The 24,802-nt window shown below is 43.8% G+C and carries 26 protein-coding genes; 11 read left to right on the forward strand and 15 right to left on the reverse strand.

Translation table 11 applies throughout. The features are described from left to right. Window positions 1-39 precede the first annotated feature (39 nt). The 6 genes from FFM84_RS14925 to FFM84_RS14950 all read left to right on the forward strand — a co-directional run bounded on the left by FFM84_RS14925 (window position 40) and on the right by FFM84_RS14950 (window position 4,827). Window positions 40-852, forward strand: a complete 813-nt coding sequence (locus FFM84_RS14925; RefSeq protein ID WP_130846244.1) for a transporter substrate-binding domain-containing protein — start codon at window positions 40-42, stop codon at window positions 850-852. A 226-nt stretch (window positions 853-1,078) separates the two neighbouring features. Beyond that, window positions 1,079-1,786 (forward strand): amino acid ABC transporter permease, encoded by a 708-nt coding sequence (locus tag FFM84_RS14930; RefSeq protein ID WP_130846245.1) that lies wholly within the window; start codon window positions 1,079-1,081, stop codon window positions 1,784-1,786. Window positions 1,787-1,796: 10 nt separating this feature from the next. Further along, entirely contained in the window at window positions 1,797-2,555 is a 759-nt protein-coding gene (locus FFM84_RS14935) for an amino acid ABC transporter ATP-binding protein (RefSeq protein ID WP_130846246.1), read from the forward strand. Window positions 2,556-2,953: 398 nt separating this feature from the next. Next, entirely contained in the window at window positions 2,954-3,271 is a 318-nt protein-coding gene (locus FFM84_RS14940) for a PadR family transcriptional regulator (RefSeq protein WP_130846247.1), read from the forward strand. Beyond that, window positions 3,268-3,804: a DUF1700 domain-containing protein gene (locus FFM84_RS14945; RefSeq protein ID WP_225425337.1), complete on the forward strand. Its 537-nt coding sequence runs from the start codon at window positions 3,268-3,270 to the stop codon at window positions 3,802-3,804. Before FFM84_RS14940 ends, FFM84_RS14945 begins: the two co-directional genes overlap by 4 nt. An 84-nt stretch (window positions 3,805-3,888) precedes the next feature. Continuing rightward, window positions 3,889-4,827, forward strand: a complete 939-nt coding sequence (locus tag FFM84_RS14950; RefSeq protein ID WP_130846248.1) for a DUF4097 family beta strand repeat-containing protein — start codon at window positions 3,889-3,891, stop codon at window positions 4,825-4,827. Between the two features lie 91 nt (window positions 4,828-4,918). Here FFM84_RS14950 and FFM84_RS14955 read toward each other — a convergent pair whose 3' ends face one another. Continuing rightward, window positions 4,919-6,094, reverse strand: a complete 1,176-nt coding sequence (locus FFM84_RS14955) for a GGDEF domain-containing protein (protein WP_225425338.1) — start codon at window positions 6,092-6,094, stop codon at window positions 4,919-4,921. A gap of 618 nt (window positions 6,095-6,712) precedes the next feature. Next, window positions 6,713-7,798 (reverse strand): YdcF family protein, encoded by a 1,086-nt coding sequence (locus FFM84_RS14960; protein ID WP_130846249.1) that lies wholly within the window; start codon window positions 7,796-7,798, stop codon window positions 6,713-6,715. A 137-nt stretch (window positions 7,799-7,935) separates the two neighbouring features. On the opposite strand from FFM84_RS14960, the gene rlmD reads away from it, so the two are divergent. Next, on the forward strand, window positions 7,936-9,378 hold the full coding sequence (gene rlmD / locus FFM84_RS14965) for a 23S rRNA (uracil(1939)-C(5))-methyltransferase RlmD (RefSeq protein ID WP_130846250.1): 1,443 nt from the start codon (window positions 7,936-7,938) through the stop codon (window positions 9,376-9,378). A 26-nt stretch (window positions 9,379-9,404) separates the two neighbouring features. After that, window positions 9,405-9,842 (forward strand): hypothetical protein, encoded by a 438-nt coding sequence (locus FFM84_RS14970; protein WP_225424711.1) that lies wholly within the window; start codon window positions 9,405-9,407, stop codon window positions 9,840-9,842. Between the two features lie 516 nt (window positions 9,843-10,358). On the opposite strand, the gene FFM84_RS14975 is transcribed toward FFM84_RS14970, so the two are convergent. The 8 genes from FFM84_RS14975 to FFM84_RS15010 all read right to left on the reverse strand — a co-directional run bounded on the left by FFM84_RS14975 (window position 10,359) and on the right by FFM84_RS15010 (window position 17,505). Further along, a complete protein-coding gene (locus tag FFM84_RS14975; protein ID WP_130846252.1) occupies window positions 10,359-11,177 on the reverse strand; it encodes a Cof-type HAD-IIB family hydrolase in 819 nt (272 codons plus the stop codon). Between the two features lie 4 nt (window positions 11,178-11,181). Then, entirely contained in the window at window positions 11,182-11,940 is a 759-nt protein-coding gene (locus FFM84_RS14980) for a DeoR/GlpR family DNA-binding transcription regulator (protein ID WP_165444410.1), read from the reverse strand. A gap of 153 nt (window positions 11,941-12,093) precedes the next feature. Then, window positions 12,094-12,540 (reverse strand): MerR family transcriptional regulator, encoded by a 447-nt coding sequence (locus tag FFM84_RS14985; protein ID WP_130846254.1) that lies wholly within the window; start codon window positions 12,538-12,540, stop codon window positions 12,094-12,096. Between the two features lie 73 nt (window positions 12,541-12,613). Next, complete coding sequence (locus tag FFM84_RS14990) at window positions 12,614-13,477, reverse strand: SDR family oxidoreductase (protein WP_130846255.1); 864 nt, start codon at window positions 13,475-13,477, stop codon at window positions 12,614-12,616. A gap of 128 nt (window positions 13,478-13,605) precedes the next feature. Then, a complete protein-coding gene (locus tag FFM84_RS14995; RefSeq protein WP_130846256.1) occupies window positions 13,606-15,612 on the reverse strand; it encodes a PTS sugar transporter subunit IIABC in 2,007 nt (668 codons plus the stop codon). Between the two features lie 255 nt (window positions 15,613-15,867). Further along, the gene (locus FFM84_RS15000; RefSeq protein WP_130846257.1) at window positions 15,868-16,515 is read right to left on the reverse strand and encodes an endonuclease III domain-containing protein; all 648 of its coding nucleotides are present in this window, start codon (window positions 16,513-16,515) and stop codon (window positions 15,868-15,870) included. A 163-nt stretch (window positions 16,516-16,678) separates the two neighbouring features. Further along, the gene (locus tag FFM84_RS15005) at window positions 16,679-16,921 is read right to left on the reverse strand and encodes a hypothetical protein (protein WP_130846258.1); all 243 of its coding nucleotides are present in this window, start codon (window positions 16,919-16,921) and stop codon (window positions 16,679-16,681) included. A 26-nt stretch (window positions 16,922-16,947) separates the two neighbouring features. After that, entirely contained in the window at window positions 16,948-17,505 is a 558-nt protein-coding gene (locus tag FFM84_RS15010; RefSeq protein ID WP_130846259.1) for an NADPH-dependent FMN reductase, read from the reverse strand. A gap of 233 nt (window positions 17,506-17,738) precedes the next feature. Between FFM84_RS15010 and FFM84_RS15015 the strand changes: the two genes are divergently transcribed. Then, entirely contained in the window at window positions 17,739-18,989 is a 1,251-nt protein-coding gene (locus tag FFM84_RS15015; RefSeq protein WP_225424712.1) for a hypothetical protein, read from the forward strand. A gap of 123 nt (window positions 18,990-19,112) precedes the next feature. After that, a complete protein-coding gene (locus FFM84_RS15020) occupies window positions 19,113-19,595 on the forward strand; it encodes a Fur family transcriptional regulator (protein ID WP_130846260.1) in 483 nt (160 codons plus the stop codon). Between the two features lie 523 nt (window positions 19,596-20,118). On the opposite strand, the gene FFM84_RS15025 is transcribed toward FFM84_RS15020, so the two are convergent. Continuing rightward, window positions 20,119-20,352: a PLD nuclease N-terminal domain-containing protein gene (locus tag FFM84_RS15025; protein ID WP_174795761.1), complete on the reverse strand. Its 234-nt coding sequence runs from the start codon at window positions 20,350-20,352 to the stop codon at window positions 20,119-20,121. Between the two features lie 51 nt (window positions 20,353-20,403). Next, window positions 20,404-21,249, reverse strand: a complete 846-nt coding sequence (locus FFM84_RS15030) for a metallophosphoesterase family protein (protein ID WP_130846261.1) — start codon at window positions 21,247-21,249, stop codon at window positions 20,404-20,406. A 170-nt stretch (window positions 21,250-21,419) separates the two neighbouring features. Here FFM84_RS15030 and FFM84_RS15035 point away from each other — a divergent pair, with 170 nt between their 5' ends. After that, window positions 21,420-21,971, forward strand: coding sequence for a GNAT family N-acetyltransferase (locus FFM84_RS15035; RefSeq protein ID WP_130846262.1), 552 nt, complete (start codon window positions 21,420-21,422; stop codon window positions 21,969-21,971). Between the two features lie 339 nt (window positions 21,972-22,310). On the opposite strand, the gene FFM84_RS15040 is transcribed toward FFM84_RS15035, so the two are convergent. The 3 genes from FFM84_RS15040 to FFM84_RS15050 all read right to left on the reverse strand — a co-directional run bounded on the left by FFM84_RS15040 (window position 22,311) and on the right by FFM84_RS15050 (window position 24,503). Further along, window positions 22,311-22,745: a CidA/LrgA family protein gene (locus tag FFM84_RS15040; protein WP_130846263.1), complete on the reverse strand. Its 435-nt coding sequence runs from the start codon at window positions 22,743-22,745 to the stop codon at window positions 22,311-22,313. A gap of 14 nt (window positions 22,746-22,759) precedes the next feature. Then, a complete protein-coding gene (locus tag FFM84_RS15045; protein ID WP_130846264.1) occupies window positions 22,760-23,488 on the reverse strand; it encodes an LrgB family protein in 729 nt (242 codons plus the stop codon). Between the two features lie 175 nt (window positions 23,489-23,663). After that, window positions 23,664-24,503: a DegV family protein gene (locus FFM84_RS15050; RefSeq protein ID WP_130846265.1), complete on the reverse strand. Its 840-nt coding sequence runs from the start codon at window positions 24,501-24,503 to the stop codon at window positions 23,664-23,666. Window positions 24,504-24,802 lie beyond the last annotated feature (299 nt).

Raw genomic sequence — 24,802 nt, forward strand, 5'->3', positions numbered from 1 at the left:
AGTGCTGTGTCAAAAAATTAAGGGAGTGTGTCATAGTTTATGAAGCATTTGGTGAAAAAATTAGGGGTTGCGGTCTTCGGGATTGCGTTAGCAGTGGGGCTAACTGCTTGTGGATCACAATCAAAATCTAGTTCCAGCCAATCAGGGTCTGATCTAGGTTTACAAACATCAGGTACCTTGACGGTCGGCCTGGAAGGAACGTTCCAACCTTATAGTTATCGTAAAGATGGCAAGTTAACCGGATTTGAAGTTGATTTAGCCCGCGACGTTGCTAAAAAGATGGGCGTTAAAGTTAAGTTTGTCCCAACAAAATTTGATTCTTTGATCGCTGGTTTGGACGTCAACAAATATGATGTCGTGATCAACAACATTTCCCAAACCAAAGCACGGGAAAAGAAATACTTGTTCTCAACACCATACATTTACTCTAAATCAAAATTAGCTGTGAAAAAGTCTAACAAGTCCATCAAGAAAATCACCGACATTAAGGGCAAGAAAGTCGCTGAAACCACGACTAGTAACAATGCCACTGATGCTAAGCGGATGGGCGCAACCATTACGCCAACCGATGGCTTCCAACAATCCATTGACCTCGTTGAACAAGGTCGCGTTGCTGGGACCATTAACTCTGGCGAATCGTTCTACGCTTACTTGAAGCAAAAACCAAACGCCAACATTCGTTTGATCTCAGCTGGTAATGAAATTGCCACTCAAAAAATCGGAACGATTGTGACTAAGAAACACACCAAGTTAAACAAACAAATTTCAAAGGCCATCCAAGAATTACGTAAAGATGGCACGTTAACGAAGTTATCCAAGAAGTACTTTGGTGCTGACGTTACTAACAAATAAGCAATTCTGAGAGTGGGACAAAAGACGGGTTGCTACCGAGCATAGCCTAGGAATACGAAGGATTGTGTACTTTCAATCCTTCGTATTCCGTAGCTCGGTTGCATCGTTAGTCTTTTGTCGCACATTTCGACTATAAATATTCGGAAATGCCAATAAGAGTTTGGGCTTGGTCCCAAACTCATTTACATAGCACCATGTTCACCACATTCTAGGAGGCTTTTCATTAATGGATTCTATCTGGCATATCATTGTCACGGCAACGCCGCAAATCGCGCTCGCCGGACTTAAATATACGATTCCGATCGCCCTGATTTCTTTTGCGCTCGGATTAATTTTGGCAGTTCTAACTGCTTTGGTAAAACTTTCACCTCGTCACGGCTGGTTCTCCATCTTAAAAGCCATCGCCTATTTTTACGTTTGGTTATTTCGGAGTACCCCACTATTAGTGCAATTATTTATTGTTTACTTTGGCCTACCCTACTTAAAAATCCGCGGCTTATTCCCCAACGGTATTCAAATGGACCCTTGGGCAGCCGGTATCATGACCTTTTCTTTAAATACAGGGGCTTATTGTGCCGAAACGATTCGAGCGTCCATTTTATCGATTCCACAAGGTCAATGGGAAGCTGCGGCTTCTATTGGGATGAACAAAACACAAGTTTTAAAACGAATCATCTTGCCACAAGCTGCACGGGTTTCATTGCCCCCACTGTCAAACAGTTTCATTGGGCTCGTCAAGGATACGTCATTAGCAGCCTCCATTACGATTATTGAAATGTTTGAAGTCAGCCAACAAATTGCGGCGCAAAACTATCAACCACTCGTGATGTACTCACTGGTTGCCGCCCTATATGCCATCTTATGCTCCCTACTAAGTTGGCTACAAGGTTACCTTGAAAAGCGGACATCCAGCTATATTCGGCCCGCTAATTAGGAGGATTGCCATGATTAAATTTGAACACGTCAATAAAACATTCGCTGATCATCCAGCCCTTGTTGATATTACAACTGAATTTAAAGCTCATGAAACTACTGTTATTGTCGGGCCTTCTGGTTCCGGTAAATCAACCTTGTTACGGTCATTGAATTTACTCGAACGGCCAGAAAATGGTCAGTATCATTTCAATGATCAGATCATTGATTTCGCTCAACCACTAAGTAGCAAAACGATTTTAAATTTACGGCGCAAGACGGGAATGGTTTTCCAAGACTATAACTTATTTCCACATCTCACCGTTGTTAAAAACGTGATGGAAGGTCCGGTGCAAGTCCTAAAGCAAAGTCCGGCCGATGCTAAAGCAACGGCGATGACGTTACTTGATAAAGTTGGCCTAGCAGATAAAGCAGACGCTTACCCTAGTCAATTATCCGGCGGTCAACAGCAACGAGTGGCTATCGCACGCTCACTGGCAATGAATCCCGAATATATCTTATTAGATGAACCCACTAGCGCGCTTGATCCCGAATTAGAAGCCGGCGTTTTACGTGTTTTGTTGGAACTCGCCCAAGAAAAAGATTCAATGATTATTGTGACGCACAATATGGAATTTGCCCGGGCCGTCGCGGATAAAATCTTATTCGTTGAAGCTGGTCAAATTTTATTCGACGGCACCCCCGCTGAATTCTTCAAACAACCCACAAAACGAATTGCGGATTTCTTAGCCGCGATGACGTTTACAACCATTTCAGATAAAGCTAACTAACGATAACTAAAGCTGTGATTGACACTAACTAGTCGATCACGGCTTTTTTTGATGCCAATTTAAATTAAACTAAATTAGCCACCTCCGCCAGCCAGTGATTCTGTCGGCTGTGGGGACCGGTTCCAGCCCAAAATCGGGCTTCCATCTCGCTTTTAAGCCTAGCCAAAACCGCTAGTCTCAAAAGTCGCCCACAGCGTTCCGGCTCAATGTGGGCGAACGGCAGGTGGCAAGCATGACTATTTTTGTTCAGCGAATACTCGTCATATTAATGCTTACCGCCAAAAAGCAATTTTTGGCCGTTAATCACAATAAATCAAAGTTTGACAACCCAACTTTATCGTTCTATACTTTTACTCACACAATACTATACGACGTATAATATGATAGGAGGCATAATGATGGCCATTCAGATTAGTTCCGAACTGCTTGACGGTTGCGTTTTAGCACTGTTAAAAACGGAAGACTACTACGGTTATGCACTCACGCAAAAGCTACAAGCCATTATTCCAGTGTCGGAATCTACACTCTACCCGGTCCTTCGCCGGCTAAAAAAGAATGGCTGGGTCACGACTTATGATCAGGCCTACCAAGGACGTAACCGCCGTTATTACCAACTAACCACTAACGGCACGCAACAATTAAACATCATTCAACAAGATTGGCACCATTTTTATCAAGCTATCAATACGTTACTTAAGGGGGATGCACCAGCATGACGGATTACCTAGCACAATTTACCGCCTTATTCGCCCAGCTACAACCAGCTGAACGCGAAGAAGTGCTGGAATTTTATCGCGAATATTTACTCGATGCACAATTAGATACCTATGCAGCTTGCGTCGCCGAATTGGGCACACCCAAACAATTGGCTCGTAAGATTCTGGCTGATTATTCGATTCGTTTCAACGAAAACTTAGACGATCACCAAACCACCCATCAGAAATCAAAGGCCAATATCCGGGCGATTTGGCTGATTGGACTAGCCTTGCTATCAACACCGATTACTATACCTGTGGCTATCGCTGTTCTAGCGGTTATGGCTAGTTTAGGTGTGGTGGTGATCGCACTGCTCTTCACAGCTATCGCAATTATTGTCGGCATCACCGTTTTGGCTTTAACGAGCTTAACTGCTGGGATTGGCGTCTTTTCACAATCTTTATGGACTGGCTTATTCTATATTGGTGCTGGATTAGCCGCCATTGGAGCCGAATTACTGTTTTCCCAATCGTCGTTTGGGTCTTTAATCTGATCATCCAGGGCGTTGCAACCATTGCTAAACGCTTGTATCATCGTTTCGTCAAACGTAATCGCGCAGAAAGGGAGGGACGTCATCATGCGAAAAGCCGTTAAAGTCGGCTTTATCTTACTTGTTTTAGGCGTCCTACTAGCTATCTTTGGGATTGCTAATCAAGGTCTCCAAACCGTTTATTGGGCTAATCATCGCTTCCGGATTGCCCACCAAACGACACAGACTTATCACCCAAAAACAATCAAGTCATTAACTTTGGCGACTAACCTTAAAGTCACGGTTAAATCTGGCAATACCGCTACCATCAAAGTAACCACCAATGCGATTGCCGCCAAAAAACCACGGGTTACCATAAAAACCGGTCAGGTCATCATCAAATCAAAAGTGCCTGAAGATATTAGTATGGTTGGGTTTAACTTACAACCACTCGCCACACCAAGAATTGTGATTACGGTGCCTCGACAAACACACTTAACCAAACTCACCACAACGACTGATCAAGGTGCCGTTCAACTGAATGATTTAACGATCAAACAGCTTACACTCAACAATTATGGTGCGACGAGGTTGCGTAACGTGACCACAACTAAACCATTAGTCGCCAAACCAACGAGTCGCTTACAGTTAACTAATGTGACGGCGTCTAGCCTAAAGTTAACCAATAGCGATGCTCGGACAGCGATTGCCAATAGTCATTTTCAACAGCAACAATCATCATTAACAACGGTAAGCGGCGCCATTACCATTAGTCAAACGACCTTTAAGCAGGCACAGATTAAAAGCGGCACCGGTAATATTACGTTGTCCGCCAATCAAGTTCAAAACAAGCTAACCGTCACAAATAGACATGGACAAATCAAAGCCAAAGTGCCACGTAATACCGGCATTCAGGCCACAAGTACCAGCGGCAGTTTACACATTTTCAATTGGCACGGTCATCACCACTATCGCTACCGTCCAAACGCAACCTCTCAATATCAGCTGACAACTGATACCGGTCGCATTGCCGTATCCGCCAATTAAAGGTCACAAAAAAGCGCACCTGGAAGACAGCTTCCAAGTGCGTTTTCTTGTGACGCAATCGTTTACATTCGTAGACTGGATAAATAACTCGTTAGCTTAACGCCACAGTAACACCTTCAACCGTACAACGGTTACGACCTGCTTTTTTAGATTGATACAAATAATGATCTACTCGTTTGAACCATGCATCAAAATCGTCATCCGCTAACCGTAGTTCCGAAATACCAAACGACACATTGACGGCCAGTGCCTGCCCATTAGCTTCAACCGGATTCTGCTGTAACGTATCTCGAATGCCAGTGACGATTCGTTGCGCATCGGTCGCCGACACCCCGCGAAAAATAATGACAAATTCTTCGCCACCATAACGAAACAATTGTCCCCGGGCCGTTTGCTTAAATAATTCCTGTTTAAAATGTTGGGCAACGTGTTTTAACACCGCATCCCCCGTCAAATGACCATATTGATCATTGAACGTTTTGAAGTGATCAATATCAAACATTACCATCGTAATTGGAATACTCGGATGCTTCTGATAAACACCGAAAACCCCCACCGTTGTCGAGTCAAAGTTCGCTCGGTTACGAACACCGGTTAATTCATCATAGTTAATCGCTTGATCTAAGCTATCCAAACGATCAATCAAATTAGTCAACCGTTTTACAAAGAAGCGAATAATCCACATGTAGAATACGAAGACGACCAACACATTAATCGTATAGATTAAATTAAATGGATGAACTGACCAAATAATAAAACTCCAAGTACCGCCGTAAACCAATTGCAGTAATAAGTATTTCCATTCCGTATCCATAACGTCCGTTCGATGACGGGAAATATAAATAATCGCACCTGTTAACAGCAGCGTCATACTAATAAAAACCGCAACATACTGACCGCCATGCCCCATGTACATCCCCTGCGCATAAAAGGCAATCGGCATAATCACATTCACCACTTCAACTGCCAAATTACGCATCAGATACAAACTAAAGAGTAAGACCGTCAATTGCGCAATCGCATAACCCCAACTCACAATATCGCCGGAATTAAGAACCCAAAAAGTCTGTCGTAGCAGAATCACACTCCCAACGACCGCGACTGCTTCTAGTAGATGAACTAAGGTACCAAAATGGCGTGACCGTTTAAGCGCGCGACGTTCCAAATAATACGTCATCGCCGTCATGACCGTAATTAATCCCACCGTAATTAGGGCGATAATGGCAGCTTTAATATTAAAAAAATCATTCAAAAAATTTGTTAACAAGTACAAGTTCTCACCCCGCACAGCTCGTTCAACGTTTCACTTTAATAATAGTACCATTAAGTCTGTAAAACTGTTAGTTCTGATAATTAAATTCATGGTTGATTAGCTAAATTAATTAACCTCATGTAATCGTTTAGGCGCACTATTTGTGCACTAAAAAAGCCCACCACAGCGGGGGCTTTTTTGCGATTCCAATAAATAACAATTGACTAACTAAAAGTTGAAAGCTATTTTTAGCAATGATCGTTGATATGATAGGCATTTATCGATCAAAACTAGTCATACTTGCCACCTACTGTTCGCCCACATTGAGCCGGAACGCTGTGGGCGGACCGGCCCAGCCAAAAAAGCGGTCTGGACCGTCGTTTTGAACCACCTAACCCGTGTTTCAAAGGCGCCAGACTCTAAGCGATAAATCGCTAAGAGTCTCCCACGGCTGGGCTCAATATGAGCTCACTCTCGGCTAGAATAGTGATTACTAACTAATTAGCATCCGTAATCTGACTGGCGTAGGTGATCAATTTAGCATAACTTAAGTCAATTATAGTAAAGCTTTTACCGTCATACTTAACTTTCAACCTTTAGTTGACTAACTAACGTTAAGTTTTGCTCAGCTAATTACAGCGTACCATTATATAAATCTAACCATGCCATAAGTAACGTCAACACGATCATTCCGACCATCGCAGCGGCATGCCACCATTTATGTTGCATAAAAATCGCAATATATTCTCGAATAATGGCATCCGGTAAAAAGAAATGCGCGGTCCGAGCCCCAATACCGTCCGCATTTAATCCTGCCTGTTTGGCAAAACGGCCGGCTCGAAATGAATGATAATTATTCGTTACAAAAATCACTCGTGGCTGCGCAATCGATCCTTGATCAATCAGGCGTTTACTAAACTGCATATTCTCCAGTGTCGTTGTTGACTTGGTTTCAGCCCAACCATTAGTTGCTGGCAACCCATGCTGAATGGCATATGCCAACATCGCCTGACCTTCGGGAATCGTTTCATCGCCACCTTGACCACCAGAAAAGATCATAATGGCGGCATGACCCGTTTTACGTTGTTGCTGTTGATAAAATTGCAATCCACGTTGAATCCGTTGTGCTAATAGCGGCGAGACCTGATCACCGTTTAAGAGTCCCGCGCCTAAAACAATAATGTAATCTTGTCGATAACGCGGCCGATTAAACTGGTATAACACCAACATGGTCAAATAATTGTAAAACCAAAAGGCCACATAAAAGATGACTAAATTCGGAAAAACTGTCATCACATATCGGACCGTTGTTGGCACATGACTACTCAATATTCCCGCTAATATCGGTAAAACTAAAATGGCAATTCCTAAAAACAATGTCAACATATTGGCAATCGTGTGGCTTTCGCGCCGCCACATCAGCCAGCCATTCCATAGTAGTAGAAATGCCTGTAAGACGAAAATCGTCCCAATCACCATTAATATCAAAACAAAGAGCGCAACACTTACAATGATTAACGGATGATTGTTCGTCCCCAAAATGGTCATCGCCAGTACTGCCAAAAAGCTATAGAAAAATGACGAAAACCAAATGCCATTCCCCAACCGTACTTTATCATGCTGATATCGCCAGCCAAAAATAATCCCTAACACAAGTGGCAATAACCAGGCCCAATATGCAACTGCCGGAATCGGTACCCATACAGCTGTATTACTCACCATGACACCCCCTCAATAATCGATTTAAGCATAGCATATTTTAGCCACCGTGTAATCGACTAACTACAACATTCATACAGGCCCATGCTATAATGGTTTGAACTCAGTTAACAGAAAACGAGGTTAAGACTTTTATCATGAAACCAACTAATCATACTAATTTCCATCGGGATAACCGGCGTCCCCGCAATGACCGGCCTACGACTACCGTTCAAAATGAGGTTAAGATCGGTCAACGCTTCCCATTGACCATTAAACGCCTTGGGATTAACGGCGAAGGTATTGGTTACTATAAACATGTGATCACCTTTGTTAAAGGCGCTTTGCCTGGCGAAGTAATCGTTGCCGAAGTGACCGCCGTTCATCCACGATACCTAGAAGCGAGCCTACGAACATTGCGTAAACCTAGTCCCGATCGTGTTGATCCTCAGGACGCTTACGCCGATCATGTTGGTGGTTTTGAATTAGAACATTTGGACTATCCTGCCCAACTCAAATTCAAACAAGATGTCATCCGCCAAGCCTTGGAAAAATACCGTCCAACGGGTTATCAACACTACGATGTTCGACCAACTATCGGCATGACTGACCCTTATGAATATCGGAATAAGGCCCAATTTCAAGTTCGTGTGCTAGATGGCCATGTTGCTGCTGGGTTATACCAGGAAAATAGTCATAACTTGGTCGACTTACCAACTTGTTCTGTGCAAATGCCCGTCACTATGACGGTGATGCGTCAACTCGTGCAATGGATCGAAGACTTGCAAGTGCCAATCTACGATGAAGAACATAACTCTGGCATTCTTAAAACCATCGTGGTCCGCGCGGCGGCAGCCACTGGTGAAGTCCAAGTGGTCTTTATCACCAATACGCCTAAATTCCCGAAAAAGCATCAACTCTTAATGAAGATGGCTGGAAAATTGCCAATGGTCGTTTCAGTGATGCAAAACGTTAATGTTGGTAAGACGTCCCTCATCTGGGGCGACCAAACGACCTTACTCGCCGGAAAACCAACGATTACTGAAGAACTCGATGGGTTGAGCTTTGATTTGTCGGCCCGCGCCTTTTTCCAATTAAATCCAGAACAAACAAAGAAGTTGTATCGCTTAGCCCGCGAGGCTTTAGCATTATCCCCTAATGAAACGTTGGTTGATGCTTACTCTGGCGTCGGGACCATTGGCTTATCGCTAGCTGATGTTGCCAAAGAAGTTCGTGGGATGGATACTATTCCTGCTGCCATTATGGATGCCAACGCCAACGCCGAACGTAACGGGATCACCAATGCCAAATACGAAGTTGGCGCGGCGGAAACCTTGTTACCACAATGGTTAGCAGCCGGTTTTGACCCAGATGCCATGGTGGTTGATCCACCACGGACGGGTCTAGACGATGTCTTAATCGATGCTATTTTGCAAAGTGCCCCAGAAAAGTTGGTTTACATTTCATGTAATCCATCCACTTTGGCGCAAGATTTACGAGAATTAACGCGGGGCTATCAAGTGGACTACATTCAATCAATTGATATGTTCCCACAAACGGCGCGGTGTGAAGCGGTGGTTCGCTTTACGAAACGTCATTAAACTTTATTGACTAAGGGGTCTTCATAATGGCAGCTGACAGCCAAATTGCGTTAGCGATGACCTTCACTTTACGGCCACCGTTTAAAACGCATTTCTTATTACTCAAAGATTATGTGGCGGATGTCCGGATTCCCGCCCGCGATGGAATGTTAACGACATTGATTGCCAAAAACATTCCATTGTCACCGGCATTGGAACAACTCTTAACGATTTTTGATGATGTTCAAAATCCGATTTACTGGCGCTTACATGATGAAGCCATTGCGGCTTTTTTCCATGATTATCCAGAAAAACGGCCGATTTTGCCGCTTGATTTACTACAAGTGGTCATTACAACGTTAGCCTCACAAGGTCTAACGGACGACCAACTACGTCATACCATGGAACTAGTTTTCGCCCGCTTACAGGCCAATGAATTCAACGGGCGTACAGCTCAACGAATCTTAACTGAATTCGGTCAATAACTTAATGGCACACGAAAAAGCACTTGAGAATTTTTTCTCAAGTGCTTTTTGTTTACCGCTAATTTGTGTTCAATTGCCGCCTACCGTTTCGTCCACTCAAAGCCGGAACGCTGTGGACGGACAGGCTGAGCCAAAAATCGGTCTCACCCTTCGTTTTGAACCGCTAAACCCGCGTTTCAAAATCGCCAGTCTCTAAGCGATAAATCGCTAAGAGACTTCCACGGCTGGGCTTTGAGTGGACTCACTTTCGGCTATATTCACTACTATTGAGAATTATCATTAATTAAACAAATAAAACTATTAACTGCAATGTAGCCGGAGTCAGCCAGTGATGGCGCCAGCCGTGAAAACATCGTTAGTCCGGCTGTTCTTTTCCGGGCTTACGATGTGGACGACTTTTGAGACTAACGCTTTTTGTTAGGCTTAAAAGCGAGGTGGAAGCCCGACTTTTGGCTGAAACCGTTCCCCACAGCTGGCAGAATCACTGGCTAACGTAGGCGACTAATTTACGCTCACTTAATCAAAATACTGATTTAAAACTTGATAAATCCCATCATGATTGTTATCCGTTGTGACTAAATCAGCGCCTTCTTTAATGACTTCTGGAGCATTGCCCATCGCTACCCCAATTCCGGCTAAATGCAGCATAGCTAAATCATTGTAGTTGTCGCCAAACGCAATCGCATCTTCAGGAGTTAAGTCATCATCGACTAACAATTGTTTTAAAGCCGTGGCCTTAGTGACACCGGCTGCCACAATTTCTAGATAAGTATCTTTAGATCGATACGCTGCAATCGCTTTGTAAGTTGGTGTTTGCAACTGGGCATTAATTTCCGTAATTGTATCGGCATCGGCCATGATTAGTATTTTATGGATAGGCGCGTTGCTTTTCGCTAACCATGTCGATAAGTTAGTAACCGTTGGCTCGTAACCAATTCCAGCAGCTTCTTGCTTTTCCCAAGGACCATTGGCTTGAACAAACCAATCATTATTGCTATAAACATTGATCGATGCTTTAGGCCATTTCTTGGCAATAACCTTTTGCACCCGACGCGCAACTTTACGATCAATGGGTTCTTCTTCAAAAACTTGTAAGTGATCATCGTCATCAGTCTTAGCCGTTAATGCACCGTTATACGCAATCATGGTAGACTCAATACCTAATTGCTTAGCGATCGACCACATGCCTTTAGGCGAACGGGCTGAAGCTAACACCATTGTTGCGCCTTGCCGGACAGCTGCTCGAACACCCGTAATAGTCGCCGGTAGTAGTTCAGCTTGATCGTTTAAGATAGTGCCGTCAATATCACTCAAAATCAATTTAGGTTTGCTCATATGATTAATCCTCCGTTAAATAAATAAATTTAGTTGTCGGTGCAAACCAGGCACGTTCAATAGTCGTAAGTGGCTCATCTGTAATCACGACTTGTAATTGTGCTAGTTGACCACCACAAAAACGAGCGGTTTGACCAAATTTACGATGCTCACAAACTAAGATACCACTGCCCGTTTGGGACAACGCTTGCCGCTTAACGGCCGCATCGCCAGCATCCTGATAAAAGACCCCTTGCACATTGACCGCGGCTGCCCCAATAATTGTTTGGTCAAAATATACCGGTTTTAGTGCGGTTAGCGCCGCGGCGCCTGACATGAAACGATTAGACTGATTCAATTCACCACCTAACAATTGCAAGGTTACTGCTGGATTGGTCGCTAAACTAATCGCATTGTCCAAAGAATGGGTATAAACCGTACAATGGACTTTTAGCAATTGTGTTAGTTTAAGCAGCGTTGTAGAAACATCGATGAACACATATTGATTGGCCTTAATTAAAGGCAATGCTTTTTCCGCTAAGGCCGTTTTAACCGCCGTTAACTGGTGCAACCGATCCTGATAACTTGGGATGGCGACCCCAAAGTTCAAAACTTGTAAACCACCATGAATACGCTGCGCCAAGCCACGCTCTGTGACGGTCACAATATCTCGTCGGGCCGTATCGCGTGAAATTGCCAAGGCCGCCATGACATCCGCAACACTCATCTGACGGCGACGCGCCAATTCTTGCAACAATTGACGTTGTCGCTCTGCACGTTGCATAACCATCCCTCCTTATTATTTCAAGATCAGCATACAAAAAGTTTAAGTAAAAATCAAGTATAAATAAGTATTTTAACTATGTTTTTAAGTATTAGTGAATAACGCATCAATAAAAAGACGACTAACTGTTTTTCTACAATTAATCGCCGATTACTAATTTTTTGGTTTTAAAATAAACTTAGGTTGCTCGTCCACTAATTTTGCGAACAATTCTTGCGTCGGATCAGGATCAAATGTCCCCAGATCAATCAGAATCTCCCCATCGTCACCAATCTGCGACCCTTGATACCGATCAAACAACACATGATACATCGTTTGAGCCGGCCGCATGCGCTCATCAACTTGGTCAGCCGCCGCCTTTAGGGTGTACCCAGCAGCAAGCAAATTACTCATCGCCGCCGCTTTAATCACCATTTTGAGCGTATAAATCCGAGCCCGACCTGGTTCATCCTGATTCTTAGGGATGATGTACCCTTTCTTTTGCCAGTAACGCAACTGCCGAGGTGACACCCCCGTCATCTTGCTTAATTCACTAATACCAATCGTCAATTGTCCCCGATGAAATAAGTCGCGAAAATCCCCTTGCAATGATTGGGCCATCTCAGTATCCCCCCTTTTCCGTTCAGTTCATAAGTTAAATTATAGCATGGAATCGAGGGAACGCGGCACTGAATTAGCCTTGAGCTAAGCCATTTTGCAAGAAACTAACCAGGTCTTGCGCCGGGTGCCCCATAATCGTGACATAGTCATCACTGACCGGCTGTAACAAGCCTTTCGCACCACCAGCATACATTGATGCCAGCATATGACCTTCATTACCTTGATCATACATGGTCGCAAATTCAGCTAACGTCACCGGTTGATAACTCATTGGTTTCCCAGTCACTTGTTGAATAACTGCCGCTAATTCTGGCATCGTATACTTGCGGTCTTGCGTCAACGTATAAATACATCCCGATTGTAATAAGCTTGGTGTCGTCGCCACTTTGGCAAACGCCGCGGCGCTATCCGCTTGGCTAATAAAACTCAGGCCTTGATCCCCCATCGGATAGATGACTTGTTGCCGTTCAACTAATTCTGGGATATAAGGAACCAGCGGATCAGCATACAGGGCATTGCGAATGATCGTATAGGCAATACCCGCACCAGCTAACCGACGGGGCACGTAACCATAAAAAGCGGATAAATCAAACGGATTATTCACTTGATCAGCAATAAATCCCATCACTAACAAATGCCGGACATGACTAGCTTGTGCGGCTGCCAGAACCGTTTCAAACTCTTGGACACGGCTGTAACTATCGTGGCTCTTACTTGGAATATAAATAAACACGTCACTATCTGACAATACTGGTTGCAAACTTGCTTGATCATGATAATCAATCGCACTCACTGTCATACCTTGCGCTTGAAATGCGGCCGCTTTACTAACCGTGTGCACCCCTAGATTCAATTGTTCAGCGGGAACTAATTCGGCCATCGCTTGAACGACTTGTTGGCCTAAATGACCAGTGGCACCTGTAATGGTATATTTCATGATGAACACACTCGCTTTCCTGTAACTTTATTAGTTACATTAAAACGTGTTATTGTGTTTTTGTCAAGTATGGACAATCCACAAAAAAAGAGCTGTGGTTTATACCACAACTCTTTGCAAAACGACGCTTAAGCCGCTTGTTCACCTAGATGTTTCTTCTTTGGAGCCGTTTTAACGTTTTTCACATCAGCATCCGAGAAACCAAACATGTACGTCAACGTGAAGGAGACGATAATATCTGCAATCGAGGCAATCCAGAAGCCCCAGAAACTAAAGTCGAGGCCTTTCGGGTTAACGAAGGACGTAAATCCGATTAAAGAACCGGCAAAGCCCCACATATTGACATGCATTAGCCCCGTTAAGAACCCACCAACGGCACCACCGATACTAGCAGTGACGAACGCGCGACCATACTTCAAGTTAATCCCATACATCGCCGGTTCCGTTACGCCAGAGAAAGCTGAGATTGTTGCTGGCCAGGCTAATTCTTTGATGCTGGCAACTTTAGATTTCATCGCAATGGCCAAGACCGCACCACCTTGTGCAACCATGGTAGCGGACACAATCGCATTCAAATAACTGTGGCCGGTTGTGGCAATATCGTTGGCCACAATTGGAATAATCGCCCAATGTAATCCAAAGATAACCAATACTTGGTAGAAGCCCCCAATGATCAAACCAGAAATGGCTGGACTAAGTTGGTAAATCTTCACAATCCCCAAGGCCAAGGCACTTGAAAGTGCGGTGATAATTGGCCCAAGGAAAAGCAAAATTGCACCGGAAATTAAAACGACTTCTAGTAATGGGACAAAGATCATTCGTAAAACGGTTGGAATCACGCGTTTGAGCCATGGTTCCAGTTTAGACGCTAACCAAGCACCCGCAATCATCGGGAAGATGGAATAGGTATAAGAAGCCACATGAACAGGTAAACCGAAGAAGTTGGCATTAATGCCCATGCCCAACAAATGACTCGTGACCTTACCAGTCGTTGCGATCCCAACAATCGCCGGATATGTTAAGACCCCACCAACAATTCCCATAATAATCGGGTCGGACCCCAATTTCTTCGCGGCTGTAAATCCAACAAAGATTGGTAGGAAGTAAAAGACTGAATCACCCATGGCATTAATGATCACATAGGTTGGCGTAGTTGCTGAAACCACTTTAAATGAGGTCAATAACGCTAAGACCCCTTTTAAGATCCCAGAAGCTGCTAACAACCCAATAACCGGAATCATAGACCCGGTAATCACACCGATTAAAGCACTAAAACTGTGCTTAACCTTCTGCCAAGGTGTCATCTTCTTCCAAGCAGCTTTATTGGCTTCTTTTTCTGATGCAATTGCAGATGCATCATCATCACCAAAACCAGGGCCCAGTTGCTTAACGACCGCATCGTACACATCAGTAACGGCTGGACCGATAACCACTTGATATTGACCCCCGGCTTTAGCAATATCGATGACACCTTTTAAGTTCCGAATCGTGTCATCGTTAGCTTTGCCATCATCTTTCAAATAGAAGCGGACTCGCGTGATGCAATGAATCACACTTTTTACATTACCAGCCCCACCAACATTCTCAATAATTTGCGTTGCTAACTGGTCATACTTACCACCACCGGTTGACGCTGGCTTTGCCGCAACGGTCGTTGGTTCAGTAACCGAATCTTTGACCTCAACATCGGCCCCAACATCACCGGCTTTAATTGGGCCAACTTTAGCGGTTAAACTTGCCACCGTTTCACCTGAATTGGTGACTGCCATAATCACGGTAGTTCGTTTACCCGCGTCAACGATCGCGGCTAAATCCATCTGGCCAATCTCATCGCCAGCGTTCACTTCATCGCCGACTTTAATAGTTAACTTAAACGGTGGCTTATCTTTAAGCTCCACCGTATCAATCCCCAAGTGAACCAAAATTTCTAACCCAGCCGCAGTGGTAAACCCAATTGCATGTAGCGTTGCGGCCACCATTGTGACCTTACCGGCTGCTGGTGCGACAATCTGACCATTGGTTGGCGCAACCCCCAAACCTTCGCCCATCATACCTTGTGAAAACACTGGATCTTGAACTTCTGACAGTGGCATAATTGTCCCAGTCACTGGTGATAATAATTGCACTCGTTTCATCGCGATTTCCCCCTTTATCTGTCGCGTAAACGCATTCTAAATAATGAACGATCAAAAATAATAGCAGGATGCTTGATGATTATGGAATAAATGTAAACCATCCTTACTGGTCAACAATCACCGCCTCCCTCAGCTTCAAAATAAACCGTTTTCATTGATCACGTTCATCGTACCTGCGTCTACTTTTACCGTCAAATAAAGGCACGCTATTTGTTCGTTCATATCTCAATTATAATAGTCAATTAATTAATTAAACTAAAGAGCTAAGCGCTGGCCAGCGAGAAATGAAGCCTTAAAATCAGCCGTTGTTTTGACTTGTTTACCAAAATCAACCACCAGCGCATGTGCCTCCCAGGCCGTGGCCAAATCAGGTTGCCAGCTTTGCTGCAACTGTGCTTGTGCGGCCATATACTGACGCGGTAATGGCTGTTCCAGCCAAGTCAATAACCGCCGCAAATATGTATCCACAATAATGGTTGGATTATGAAAGACATACATTGAAAAGTAATCGGCGGTTTCATCGCCAATACCAGGCAACGCCTTGAGCTCTTGACGTAATTGATCAGCCGGCAATGCCCGCAAAGTAGTCAAATTAAACTCATATTGGGCGGTCCAGCGTGCCAAACTTTGTAAAGTCGGCACTTTACGTGTGTAAAATCCGGCCGGTCGCACTAGCGCCGTTAAGTCGGCCGATGATAATTGCAATAAGGCTTGTGGCTCAAATTGAGTCGCTCGTTTCAAATTCATTAAGGCATAATCAACATTGCGCCAGTTAGTATTTTGAACCAACACGCCACCCCATAAGATTTCCCAAGGTGTTTCAGCTGGCGCGATACCAGCTGTCAACCAGTGACGCGGCCCCATTTCACTTAACATCGTTTGATATAATTCAGTAATCGTCATTTATTCAGGTCTCCTTTACAGTTGTCATCAAAAGCTTACCTTAACGAGCTGATTAAGTGGGATTAAAAGTTTGCATAAAAAATGAGGGCGACGACAATTGTCGTGACCCTCATTTTGATGTTTGATGATTTTTTTAAACGGGTGTTAGTCACCCACTCTGGTTTTAGCTACGTTGAACGGTCAATACAATGTCGGCCTTTTTATTAGCTGGCTTAACGGTTTCTTGATAGTTTAAATCAGCATCGTCAAATAATTTTTTGATTTCGGTATTCACTAGATCCAAGGCCCGTGTATCACCGTTTTGTTGGCGAATATAGACCACGTATTGATCTGGTTGTTCTTCCAAATCATAGTCAACATCTTCATCGTTTAAAATCACATAGATTAACTTACGTTCTTTGTTCATCCGAAATTACCCCTCAACTATTATTTTTATGCTTCTTTAATCCGTGCTAATTCATGGACAAATTTTAAGTAATTCTGCACACATCGATCTAACCCAGCAACCGTTGTTTGATCAATCAAATCACCGTTATTATCAAACTTATTTTGAACGGTACTCATCAAAAACTCGTTACCTGGTAACGTGCGCGCAGCAACGCCAGGTGCATCCAAAATTTGTCGTAACATACCCTGTGCGCGGACAGTTCCTAATGGTCCCATGGTTGCCCCGATAATCATCGCCGGCTTGCCTTTCAGTGGATGTTCCACTCGCGATAACCAATCAATCGCATTTGCCAAGACGCCGGGAATCCCACGATTATACTCTGGTGTGACAAAAATCACGCCATCAGCAGTTGTAATCAGCTTTTTAAATTCGGTTACCACCTCAGGGGCTTCTAATTCGATATCTTGATCATAAAATGGCAAGGTTGCTAAATCTGGAATGACGACGTCAATTTGATCAATATACCGTCGTTGCACAAACTTAGCTAATTGTTGGTTGTAAGATGCTTTTCGGATACTCCCAACGAGAGCCACAATTTTCATGCGCGAACCCTCCTTTAAGCTCGTTATTAACCTAAGTATACCAGTTTTTTTGAATATCAGCGGAACCGGTTTCAAGTTTACAAAAACTTTTAATCATTTTTCAGTTTAACCAGTATGCCGATCAATCAATACCAAGGTTTCTTAACTTTTTCCAAAACTACCACCCTCAGCTTCTCCCGCTCTCGACCAGTCTGTTATACTACATGATAGAGAATTTGATCGGGGGTTTTAATGTGTATTATCGTGGTGAAACGCTAGATTTTGTGAATATGCTTCTCACTGAAACCACTGTCCCATTAATGCGGGCACGGTTGGTTTTTACTAGTAATCTCGACATCGAACGGCTAAAAGCCGCGGTGCTAGCTTCAGCCCAAATCGTCCCCGAAATTTTTGCCCATTATCAAGGTGAACGTAATCGGTTCGAAGTGACGACCCAACAAGTCGATGACCTCGTCATTGAAACCCAAAGTCCTTACAGTCCCGAGAACTTTGATTTTGACTTCAGCACGGGACCACAATTACGCCTATTCGTCATTCATCATGATCAATATGATGTCTTGCAAGCCTTTATGAGCCACTTATTGACTGACAGTGTCGGTTTTAAGGAATATCTCTATCTATTGGCCAAAGCATATAATAACGACGATCTGACAACCTTACAAAATGAACGCCGGTTACGTCCGATCATTACCAAGTTACAACACCAACGGCAACGTCCCCGTACTCACCATCAGTTGCCGGGAACGCCGGTTAAACTACCACATTACCAAGGCATTAACTTGCGCCACATCGGCCATATTATGTTGACAAGTAAGCAATTTATGCAAGTCCGCCGAATCGCAAAAGCACAGGATGTTGGTATTAGTGAAGCCATCTTAGCGGCTTACGCTAAAGCGTTGCAAGTTCTGACTGGACATACCACCATCACGTTGCCATATCCGATTAATTTTCGGCATTTTACACCAACCGATGATGGCACAACTCGTATTGCCAATCTAACGGCAATGGTCTACTTAAATATTCAAGTCCCAGTTGACGAGCCTTTTAATACCTTGGTTCAACATGTCCACGCCTTGCTGGCAACCGAACGAACGCAAGCGGTTTTCCTATCACGACTCGTTAACTTACAAAAGATGAACCATACGATGCCGGTTGGCGTCATGCGTAAGTTCACCCGTCGCTGGCTGGCTCAGCAACCGTTAACCTATACTAACTTTGGCGTCATTGACCAACAGCGCCTACAATTTCACGGTCTCACCGTTGCTAACTGTGTCTTCTCGGGCGCCTTTCAACCAACACCAGCAATGGAAATTGCCGCAAGTACTTTTGCCGGGACTTGCACCTTGAGTTTTAACAGTATTGGCTCTGAACGTGATTATCAACTTGGTATGAAAATTTTAGAAAATATCCAAGCTCAATTACTCGTCTGGTCACAAACAACCTCTACGACGGCCACAGCTGCTGTCGCTAATGATGCCCACTAACCGACTGGTGCGCTGGCAAATTGCCGACGCATCAGTTTTTGTCTGGCTGGCGTTTCTAAATTGGAATCTTTCTAAAAAGTGTGGTTTAATAGGGGTGAATCTTAGCAAAGGAGGGACCGCATCGTGGCAACAGATATGTTAAATCAAGCGATCCAACAGTTAAAAGACCACAAAATTCGGGTCACACCGCAGCGGCAAATTATTTTGACCTATCTGGTCACTCATCATAATCATCCATCGGTGGAAACGATCTACCAAGCACTCGATACACAATTGCCAAATTTGAGTTTGGCTACTGTGTACAACACATTAAAGTTATTTGTCGATCTCGGTATCGTAATCGAATTACAAAATGGCGATGCCGGCACCCATTACGACTTCTTCGGTCGTCCTCATTATCATGTAGTTTGTGAAAATTGCGGCAAAATTACGGATGTCTTTGAGCCTGATTTACGTGACGTGGATGCCAAAGCCGCTGAATTATCTGGCTATCTCGTCACCAGTCATAACATGGAAGTTTATGGACTCTGTCCAGACTGTCAAAAATTACTCGGTGTCACTAAAGTTGCTGACTTAAAACGACTTAATTTAAAACATGCTGACTAATTAAAGATTAAAAGATGATTATGTCGATAGACACCGTATCAGCACTGGTTTAGTGGTTACCTGCGTCAGTCAGTGATTCTGCTGGCTGTGGGACCAGCTCCAGCCAAAGTGCGGGCTTCCACCTCGCTTTTGAGCCTAGAAAATCGCTAGTCTCAAAAGTCGTCCACATCGTAAAGTCCGGCGCCATCACTGACTGACTCCGGTTATATCGTGGTAGTTAATTGATCTAGCAGTCACCAGTATAACCGAGAGTGAGCTCACATTGAGCCCAGCCGTGGGAAGCTCTTAGAGATTGGCGCTTTTGAAACGCGGATTTTTGCGGTTCAAAACGACGGTTCAAACCGCTTTTTGGCTGAACCGGTCCGCCCACAGCGTTCCGGCTCAAGGTGGGCAAACGGCAGGTGGCAAAGCAAGTCTATTTTTGATCAGTGATCATTGCTAGAAAGTCACTTTCGATCTCTAGCTAACGAAGCAAAAAAATGGTTGATCCAGAATTTCAAATTCTGAATCAACCATTTTTGTCTTAAGACTTATCTTTACTTTGACCAAACATGAAATACAGCCACGGGCCAATTGGTTGCACGAAAGCCAGTAACAACCAGCCGAGTCTATGACCACGTCGAAATGACCTGGCTCGTAACACATCTAAAACCGCTATTCCAGTTGCCGTTACTTCAAACGCCACTACCGGCGCCAAACGCTGCCGGGCCTGCCAAGACAATGGCCGTTTCATTTTCTGGTGTCGATGTCGTAACATATGCAATCACCCCTTCGTTGAACTCATTATAATGTAAGCGTTATCTATAGTCTAATTTTCCTGAGGATGCTTTGTTAAAAACTTTGTCGAGGCAATTTTTAGCGTATCAATAATATCAGACCGTTGCAGTAATTGACGAGTAACCACCCCAACCTGCCCGTGATCAACGGTTATAATCTGATAGCTACTACTTTCTCGAATCTCATGAACTTGCGGATCAGTGCAATTAATATCATATGCAGCTGAGCCGGCAACAACATTTAAGATATGATCACCAATAACATAGCTTGTCGCAAAATGGACGTGTCCTGTAAAGACACCCCCAATATGATGGCCACGAAGCACCGATAACAAGGCCGGCGTATTTTGCAAAATAGCATAATGCATATTTTGCATCGTTGGGCCGTCTAACGGATGATGTAAAAAAATAAACGCTCGTTTGGTTGGAGCTTGACGTAAGTGTTTACCAAGCCATTGTAGTTGTTTCTGTGCTAGCCAGCCGGCTTCAAAACCGGTTACTTTTGAATCTAAAAAATAAAAATCATTATTTCCCAATCGCATTCGACTCGCATAATACGGGCCCGGATCGGCTGGTAAATACCCAGTATAAAAGGCATTACGATCATCATGATTACCGAGGATGACCCGCACATGACAGTTGAACTCAGCTTTCATTAAATGAACCACCGCATGGAATCGCTCATAATCATCCGCAGTTCCACCGTGCATTAAATCACCGGTAAACACAATCAGATCTGGTTGATACGGCAGGGTTCGAATGTCTTGAATAATGGTCGTTAACTTGACCCATGGATCAATCGTTTGTTGATGGGCAGGCCTATCGCCATGGGGTGTTAGATGGGGATCAGAAATCTGAATAATATGCAATTGTTGCATGCGTCATCACTTCTCTACACTAATATTCACCAAATGGTTGATTTAAGCATACCGATTGGACGTAAAGTTTCCGCTAAAGATCCTGTAAAGTAACTGTAAATAATCTGTTAGTAGTACATTGGTCAAGAGTGAGCTATGATAAAGTTATCAGACTAAAGCGAGGGATAACTTTGAAAAACATTTTTATGGGACCCAAGATCAACTTGGCGGTCCCCCAACCTGAAGACTTCGACGAAATAAGTGACTGGTATGCTGATGGGAACTTTGTGCGTAATCTGGACACCGCCCCAGCTCGACCGTTATCAGGCGAAGACTTAGAACAGACTTATCGCAATCTCAATCGTGAAACTGAATTTTATTTTCATATTCGAGCCAACGACGATGACCGCTTACTAGGTTTTGTCACCCTTTACAATATTGATTGGCACAATCAACTTGGCCAGCTCGCCATTGCCATTGGTGATGCTGAAGATCGTGGTCACGGCTATGGAACCGAAGCATTAAATCTCATGCTCCATTACGGCTTTAACGAATTAAATCTGTACAAAGTTTGTTTGGATGTCATTGCAACTAACCAAAGTGCAATTGCCGTTTATCAAAATAGCGGGTTTGAATTTGAGGGGACTAATCAGCGTGCCGTCAAGCGTGACGGTCAACGGATCGACCTTTACAACATGGGCTTATTTGCCGAAGATTTTCAACCACGAATTAAATTTAATTAATCTAGCGGCGCAATTAGTTGCAGACGGTAGCGTTTGCAATTATAATAGTCGCAGATTGATAGAACGTGTAGAAACCAACTATCAATCCTTAATATTCTACAGTTTTTTGATTATTAGCGTGGTTGCTGCCATAACTGCCGCTAATAGTCACTTTCATTCATAGACTCCCCCAAGTCTGATGAATGGGGTTCATCAAAGCCCCCACTTTGATGTTTCCTACTCCTTGACCACTGCATCCCCTGATGTGGTGGCTTTTTTATTGAGCAAAACTAAATCCGACTGGTGACCCCCGCTACTGTCACCAGTAACGCGACCACCACCCGGATTTAATTGGTGCGATTAATCCTCTTCTAAGTCCATTTCTACCTGACGACTGGCCCGACGATTTTGAATCCATTCTTTCACTTGAACCAAGACCCATGCAATTCCAGCAGTAAAAAGTAACAGCATTAGCGTTGATATCACAACCACAATCACGATTTGGAGACCTTCATTTTTTAAAATATCCAACTTCGTCACTAAAGCAATCCCCGATGGAATAAAAATCAGACTGATGATTTGAACGAAGAAGTTACTGACACCTTCGACCTGCTCTAATTTCACAATTTTCAATGTTAAAAGCAAGTATAACAAGATCATCCCAATTAAGGCTGGTGGCATCGGAAACCCTGGCCATAATTGTGTCACCAACTCTGAAATCAAACTACTTACCAATAAAATCACACCATAAATCATGATTTGTTTAATAAATTTACCTTTGAATTTTTTAGTCATAAAATTGCCTCCGTTTAACCTAAACCAATTAACTGTGCAAAACTTGGTACCATAAAGTTCACCAAGATCCCCGCGACAACGAATGCAATCGCACCAGTTGCGCCAGCCGCTTCGCTGACTTCGATCGCTTTAGTGGCTCCAACGGCATTACCCGCAATCCCAAACCCCAGTCCGGCACCCAATGGATTCTTGTGTAATTTAAACCAGCGAATAAAATGATCGCCTAACGCGTAAATGAGTACTGAATTTAAGATAACCGCAAAGGCGGCAATGGCTTGATCCCCACCGACCGCTTCGGCAACTGGTAAGGCAATGGCCGTGGTGGCGGCTTGAACTAGCATCGCACCTAAGGCTTCATCCGTTAGGCCCATTAATTGAGATACGGCGTAAATACCAAACAGCGATAATAGCAATCCGAGGAAAAGCGCAATTAAAATGACGTCCCAATGTTTCTTGAAAATGTCGTTACGTTTATAGAGGGGTACCGCAAAGGAAACGGTAGCGGGAGCAACAAACCAAAACAACCAGTCACCACCAACTTGATACGCTTGATAAACTTTTTGCACCGGCGCTTGCAGGGCGGAGGCAATTAATACCAATAAACCAATCCCGAGCAGCATTCCAAAAAATAGTGGTTGGAATAATACAAATCGATTCGTTTTGTGATATAAATACTCGCCAATCCCATAGACTAGCACGGATAAGCCGATGCCAAAGAACGGATTATTGAGAAGATAATTCACAGAAGTTCCTACTTTCTTTTGTGGGAGCTAAGTTACAAAAAAAGCGCCCCGTTCGGGTCTAGTCATCATTTTCATGGTGGTTAGGCTCGAGCAGTGCGCCAACACGACTCTTAATTTACTATAATCAGTATAACACACTGAAGAATAAATTAATAGTAACGATTAGATTTTATTTTCAATCAATTTCATGAAGCATTAACGCATAGGCGCCGATCCCGGTATGCGTCGCAATAATTGGACAAGTTCGTTCGACCAATAATTCCGCTTGTGGCGCGACTTTTTCAACTAAAGCTTGGGGGGCTTCAGCGACACTCGCCTCACCAACATATGAGATACCGGCCGCTTCAACCCGGGTGGCATCTTTTAATTCGGCTAAAATCTGTTCTTGAGCTTTAATTAAAGCCTTTTTTCCACGGCCGCGCGTATAAAGCTTTAACTTACCATCAACCAGCTCAAACACAAATTTGAGTTTAATCAAATTCGTCACTAACCCGGCAATTTTCGGTACACGGCCACCTTTAACTAAATTATCTAACGTATCCACAAATAAATAGACATGGGTTTGTTGGCGAATAATCGCAATCTTCGCTAAAATAGCGTCCATATCGGCCCCAGCCCGCGCCATCCGCGCCGCGGTTAAGACTTGAAAGGCCATACCACGATCAGCAGATTGCGTATCAACAACCGTGACTTGACCAGTGACCATTTCAGCCGCTTGACGCGCGGCGTTCACTGTTCCACTTAGAGTTTCAGTAAGATGCAATGACAATACTTGACTCCCATCAGCGGTCAAATCATCATACAACGTCACGAAGTCGCCAATTGGTGGCTGGCTAGTTGTTGGTAACGTGGCACTCACTGCCATTTGTTGATCAAATTCAGCTCGTGACACCGTCGTATCCGCCACTAGATTGCCATTAAAGCCCACTAACAAAGGCACGATCTGAATATCATATTGTTCAATTTCGGCCGCCGTTAGTTGCACCGACGAATCCGCTACGATTTTAATTGTCATGTTTGTCACGCTTTCGAATGATTTTGTCAGTTATTATAGCATGCGTCGCCAACAATAGCGTTTAAAACACTGGTATCACAACGTTTATCTCGCTAACGAACTAAAGCTTAGCCGCGTTTTAGTTATAAACTTTAGAAAAAAGTCTTTTTTCAAAACAAAATCATTCTTTTAGCCCGATTGCGTCATATTTTATTCATTAGCCGCCGTTATACTATGTCCATAGTCAATTAAGAAATTCCCCGTTTCCTAACTGATGCCTTAACCTTTCGTTTACTCCCCCAAGTAATGAAACGTTAAGT

Origin of the sequence: Lactiplantibacillus mudanjiangensis, assembly GCF_005405385.1 — a bacterium.
In the GTDB taxonomy this organism is placed as follows: domain Bacteria; phylum Bacillota; class Bacilli; order Lactobacillales; family Lactobacillaceae; genus Lactiplantibacillus; species Lactiplantibacillus mudanjiangensis.

Bases quoted from the DNA above. Each gene is read 5' to 3' on its own strand.
- FFM84_RS14985 (WP_130846254.1), bottom strand. From the start codon at position 12,540: ATGGCCCAATCATTGCAAGGGGATTTTCGCGACTTATTTCATCGGGGA.
- FFM84_RS14950 (WP_130846248.1), top strand. From the start codon at position 3,889: ATGCGAAAAGCCGTTAAAGTCGGCTTTATCTTACTTGTTTTAGGCGTC.
- FFM84_RS14940 (WP_130846247.1), top strand. From the start codon at position 2,954: ATGGCCATTCAGATTAGTTCCGAACTGCTTGACGGTTGCGTTTTAGCA.
- FFM84_RS14975 (WP_130846252.1), bottom strand. From the start codon at position 11,177: ATGAGCAAACCTAAATTGATTTTGAGTGATATTGACGGCACTATCTTA.
- FFM84_RS15010 (WP_130846259.1), bottom strand. From the start codon at position 17,505: ATGAAAATTGTGGCTCTCGTTGGGAGTATCCGAAAAGCATCTTACAAC.
- FFM84_RS14980 (WP_165444410.1), bottom strand. From the start codon at position 11,940: ATGCAACGTGCAGAGCGACAACGTCAATTGTTGCAAGAATTGGCGCGT.
- FFM84_RS14990 (WP_130846255.1), bottom strand. From the start codon at position 13,477: ATGAAATATACCATTACAGGTGCCACTGGTCATTTAGGCCAACAAGTC.
- FFM84_RS15030 (WP_130846261.1), bottom strand. From the start codon at position 21,249: ATGCAACAATTGCATATTATTCAGATTTCTGATCCCCATCTAACACCC.
- FFM84_RS14945 (WP_225425337.1), top strand. From the start codon at position 3,268: ATGACGGATTACCTAGCACAATTTACCGCCTTATTCGCCCAGCTACAA.
- FFM84_RS15005 (WP_130846258.1), bottom strand. From the start codon at position 16,921: ATGAACAAAGAACGTAAGTTAATCTATGTGATTTTAAACGATGAAGAT.
- FFM84_RS15025 (WP_174795761.1), bottom strand. From the start codon at position 20,352: ATGTTACGACATCGACACCAGAAAATGAAACGGCCATTGTCTTGGCAG.
- FFM84_RS14925 (WP_130846244.1), top strand. From the start codon at position 40: ATGAAGCATTTGGTGAAAAAATTAGGGGTTGCGGTCTTCGGGATTGCG.
- FFM84_RS15040 (WP_130846263.1), bottom strand. From the start codon at position 22,745: ATGACTAAAAAATTCAAAGGTAAATTTATTAAACAAATCATGATTTAT.
- FFM84_RS14970 (WP_225424711.1), top strand. From the start codon at position 9,405: ATGGCAGCTGACAGCCAAATTGCGTTAGCGATGACCTTCACTTTACGG.
- FFM84_RS14935 (WP_130846246.1), top strand. From the start codon at position 1,797: ATGATTAAATTTGAACACGTCAATAAAACATTCGCTGATCATCCAGCC.
- FFM84_RS15000 (WP_130846257.1), bottom strand. From the start codon at position 16,515: ATGACGATTACTGAATTATATCAAACGATGTTAAGTGAAATGGGGCCG.
- FFM84_RS15050 (WP_130846265.1), bottom strand. From the start codon at position 24,503: ATGACAATTAAAATCGTAGCGGATTCGTCGGTGCAACTAACGGCGGCC.
- FFM84_RS14930 (WP_130846245.1), top strand. From the start codon at position 1,079: ATGGATTCTATCTGGCATATCATTGTCACGGCAACGCCGCAAATCGCG.
- rlmD (WP_130846250.1), top strand. From the start codon at position 7,936: ATGAAACCAACTAATCATACTAATTTCCATCGGGATAACCGGCGTCCC.
- FFM84_RS14995 (WP_130846256.1), bottom strand. From the start codon at position 15,612: ATGAAACGAGTGCAATTATTATCACCAGTGACTGGGACAATTATGCCA.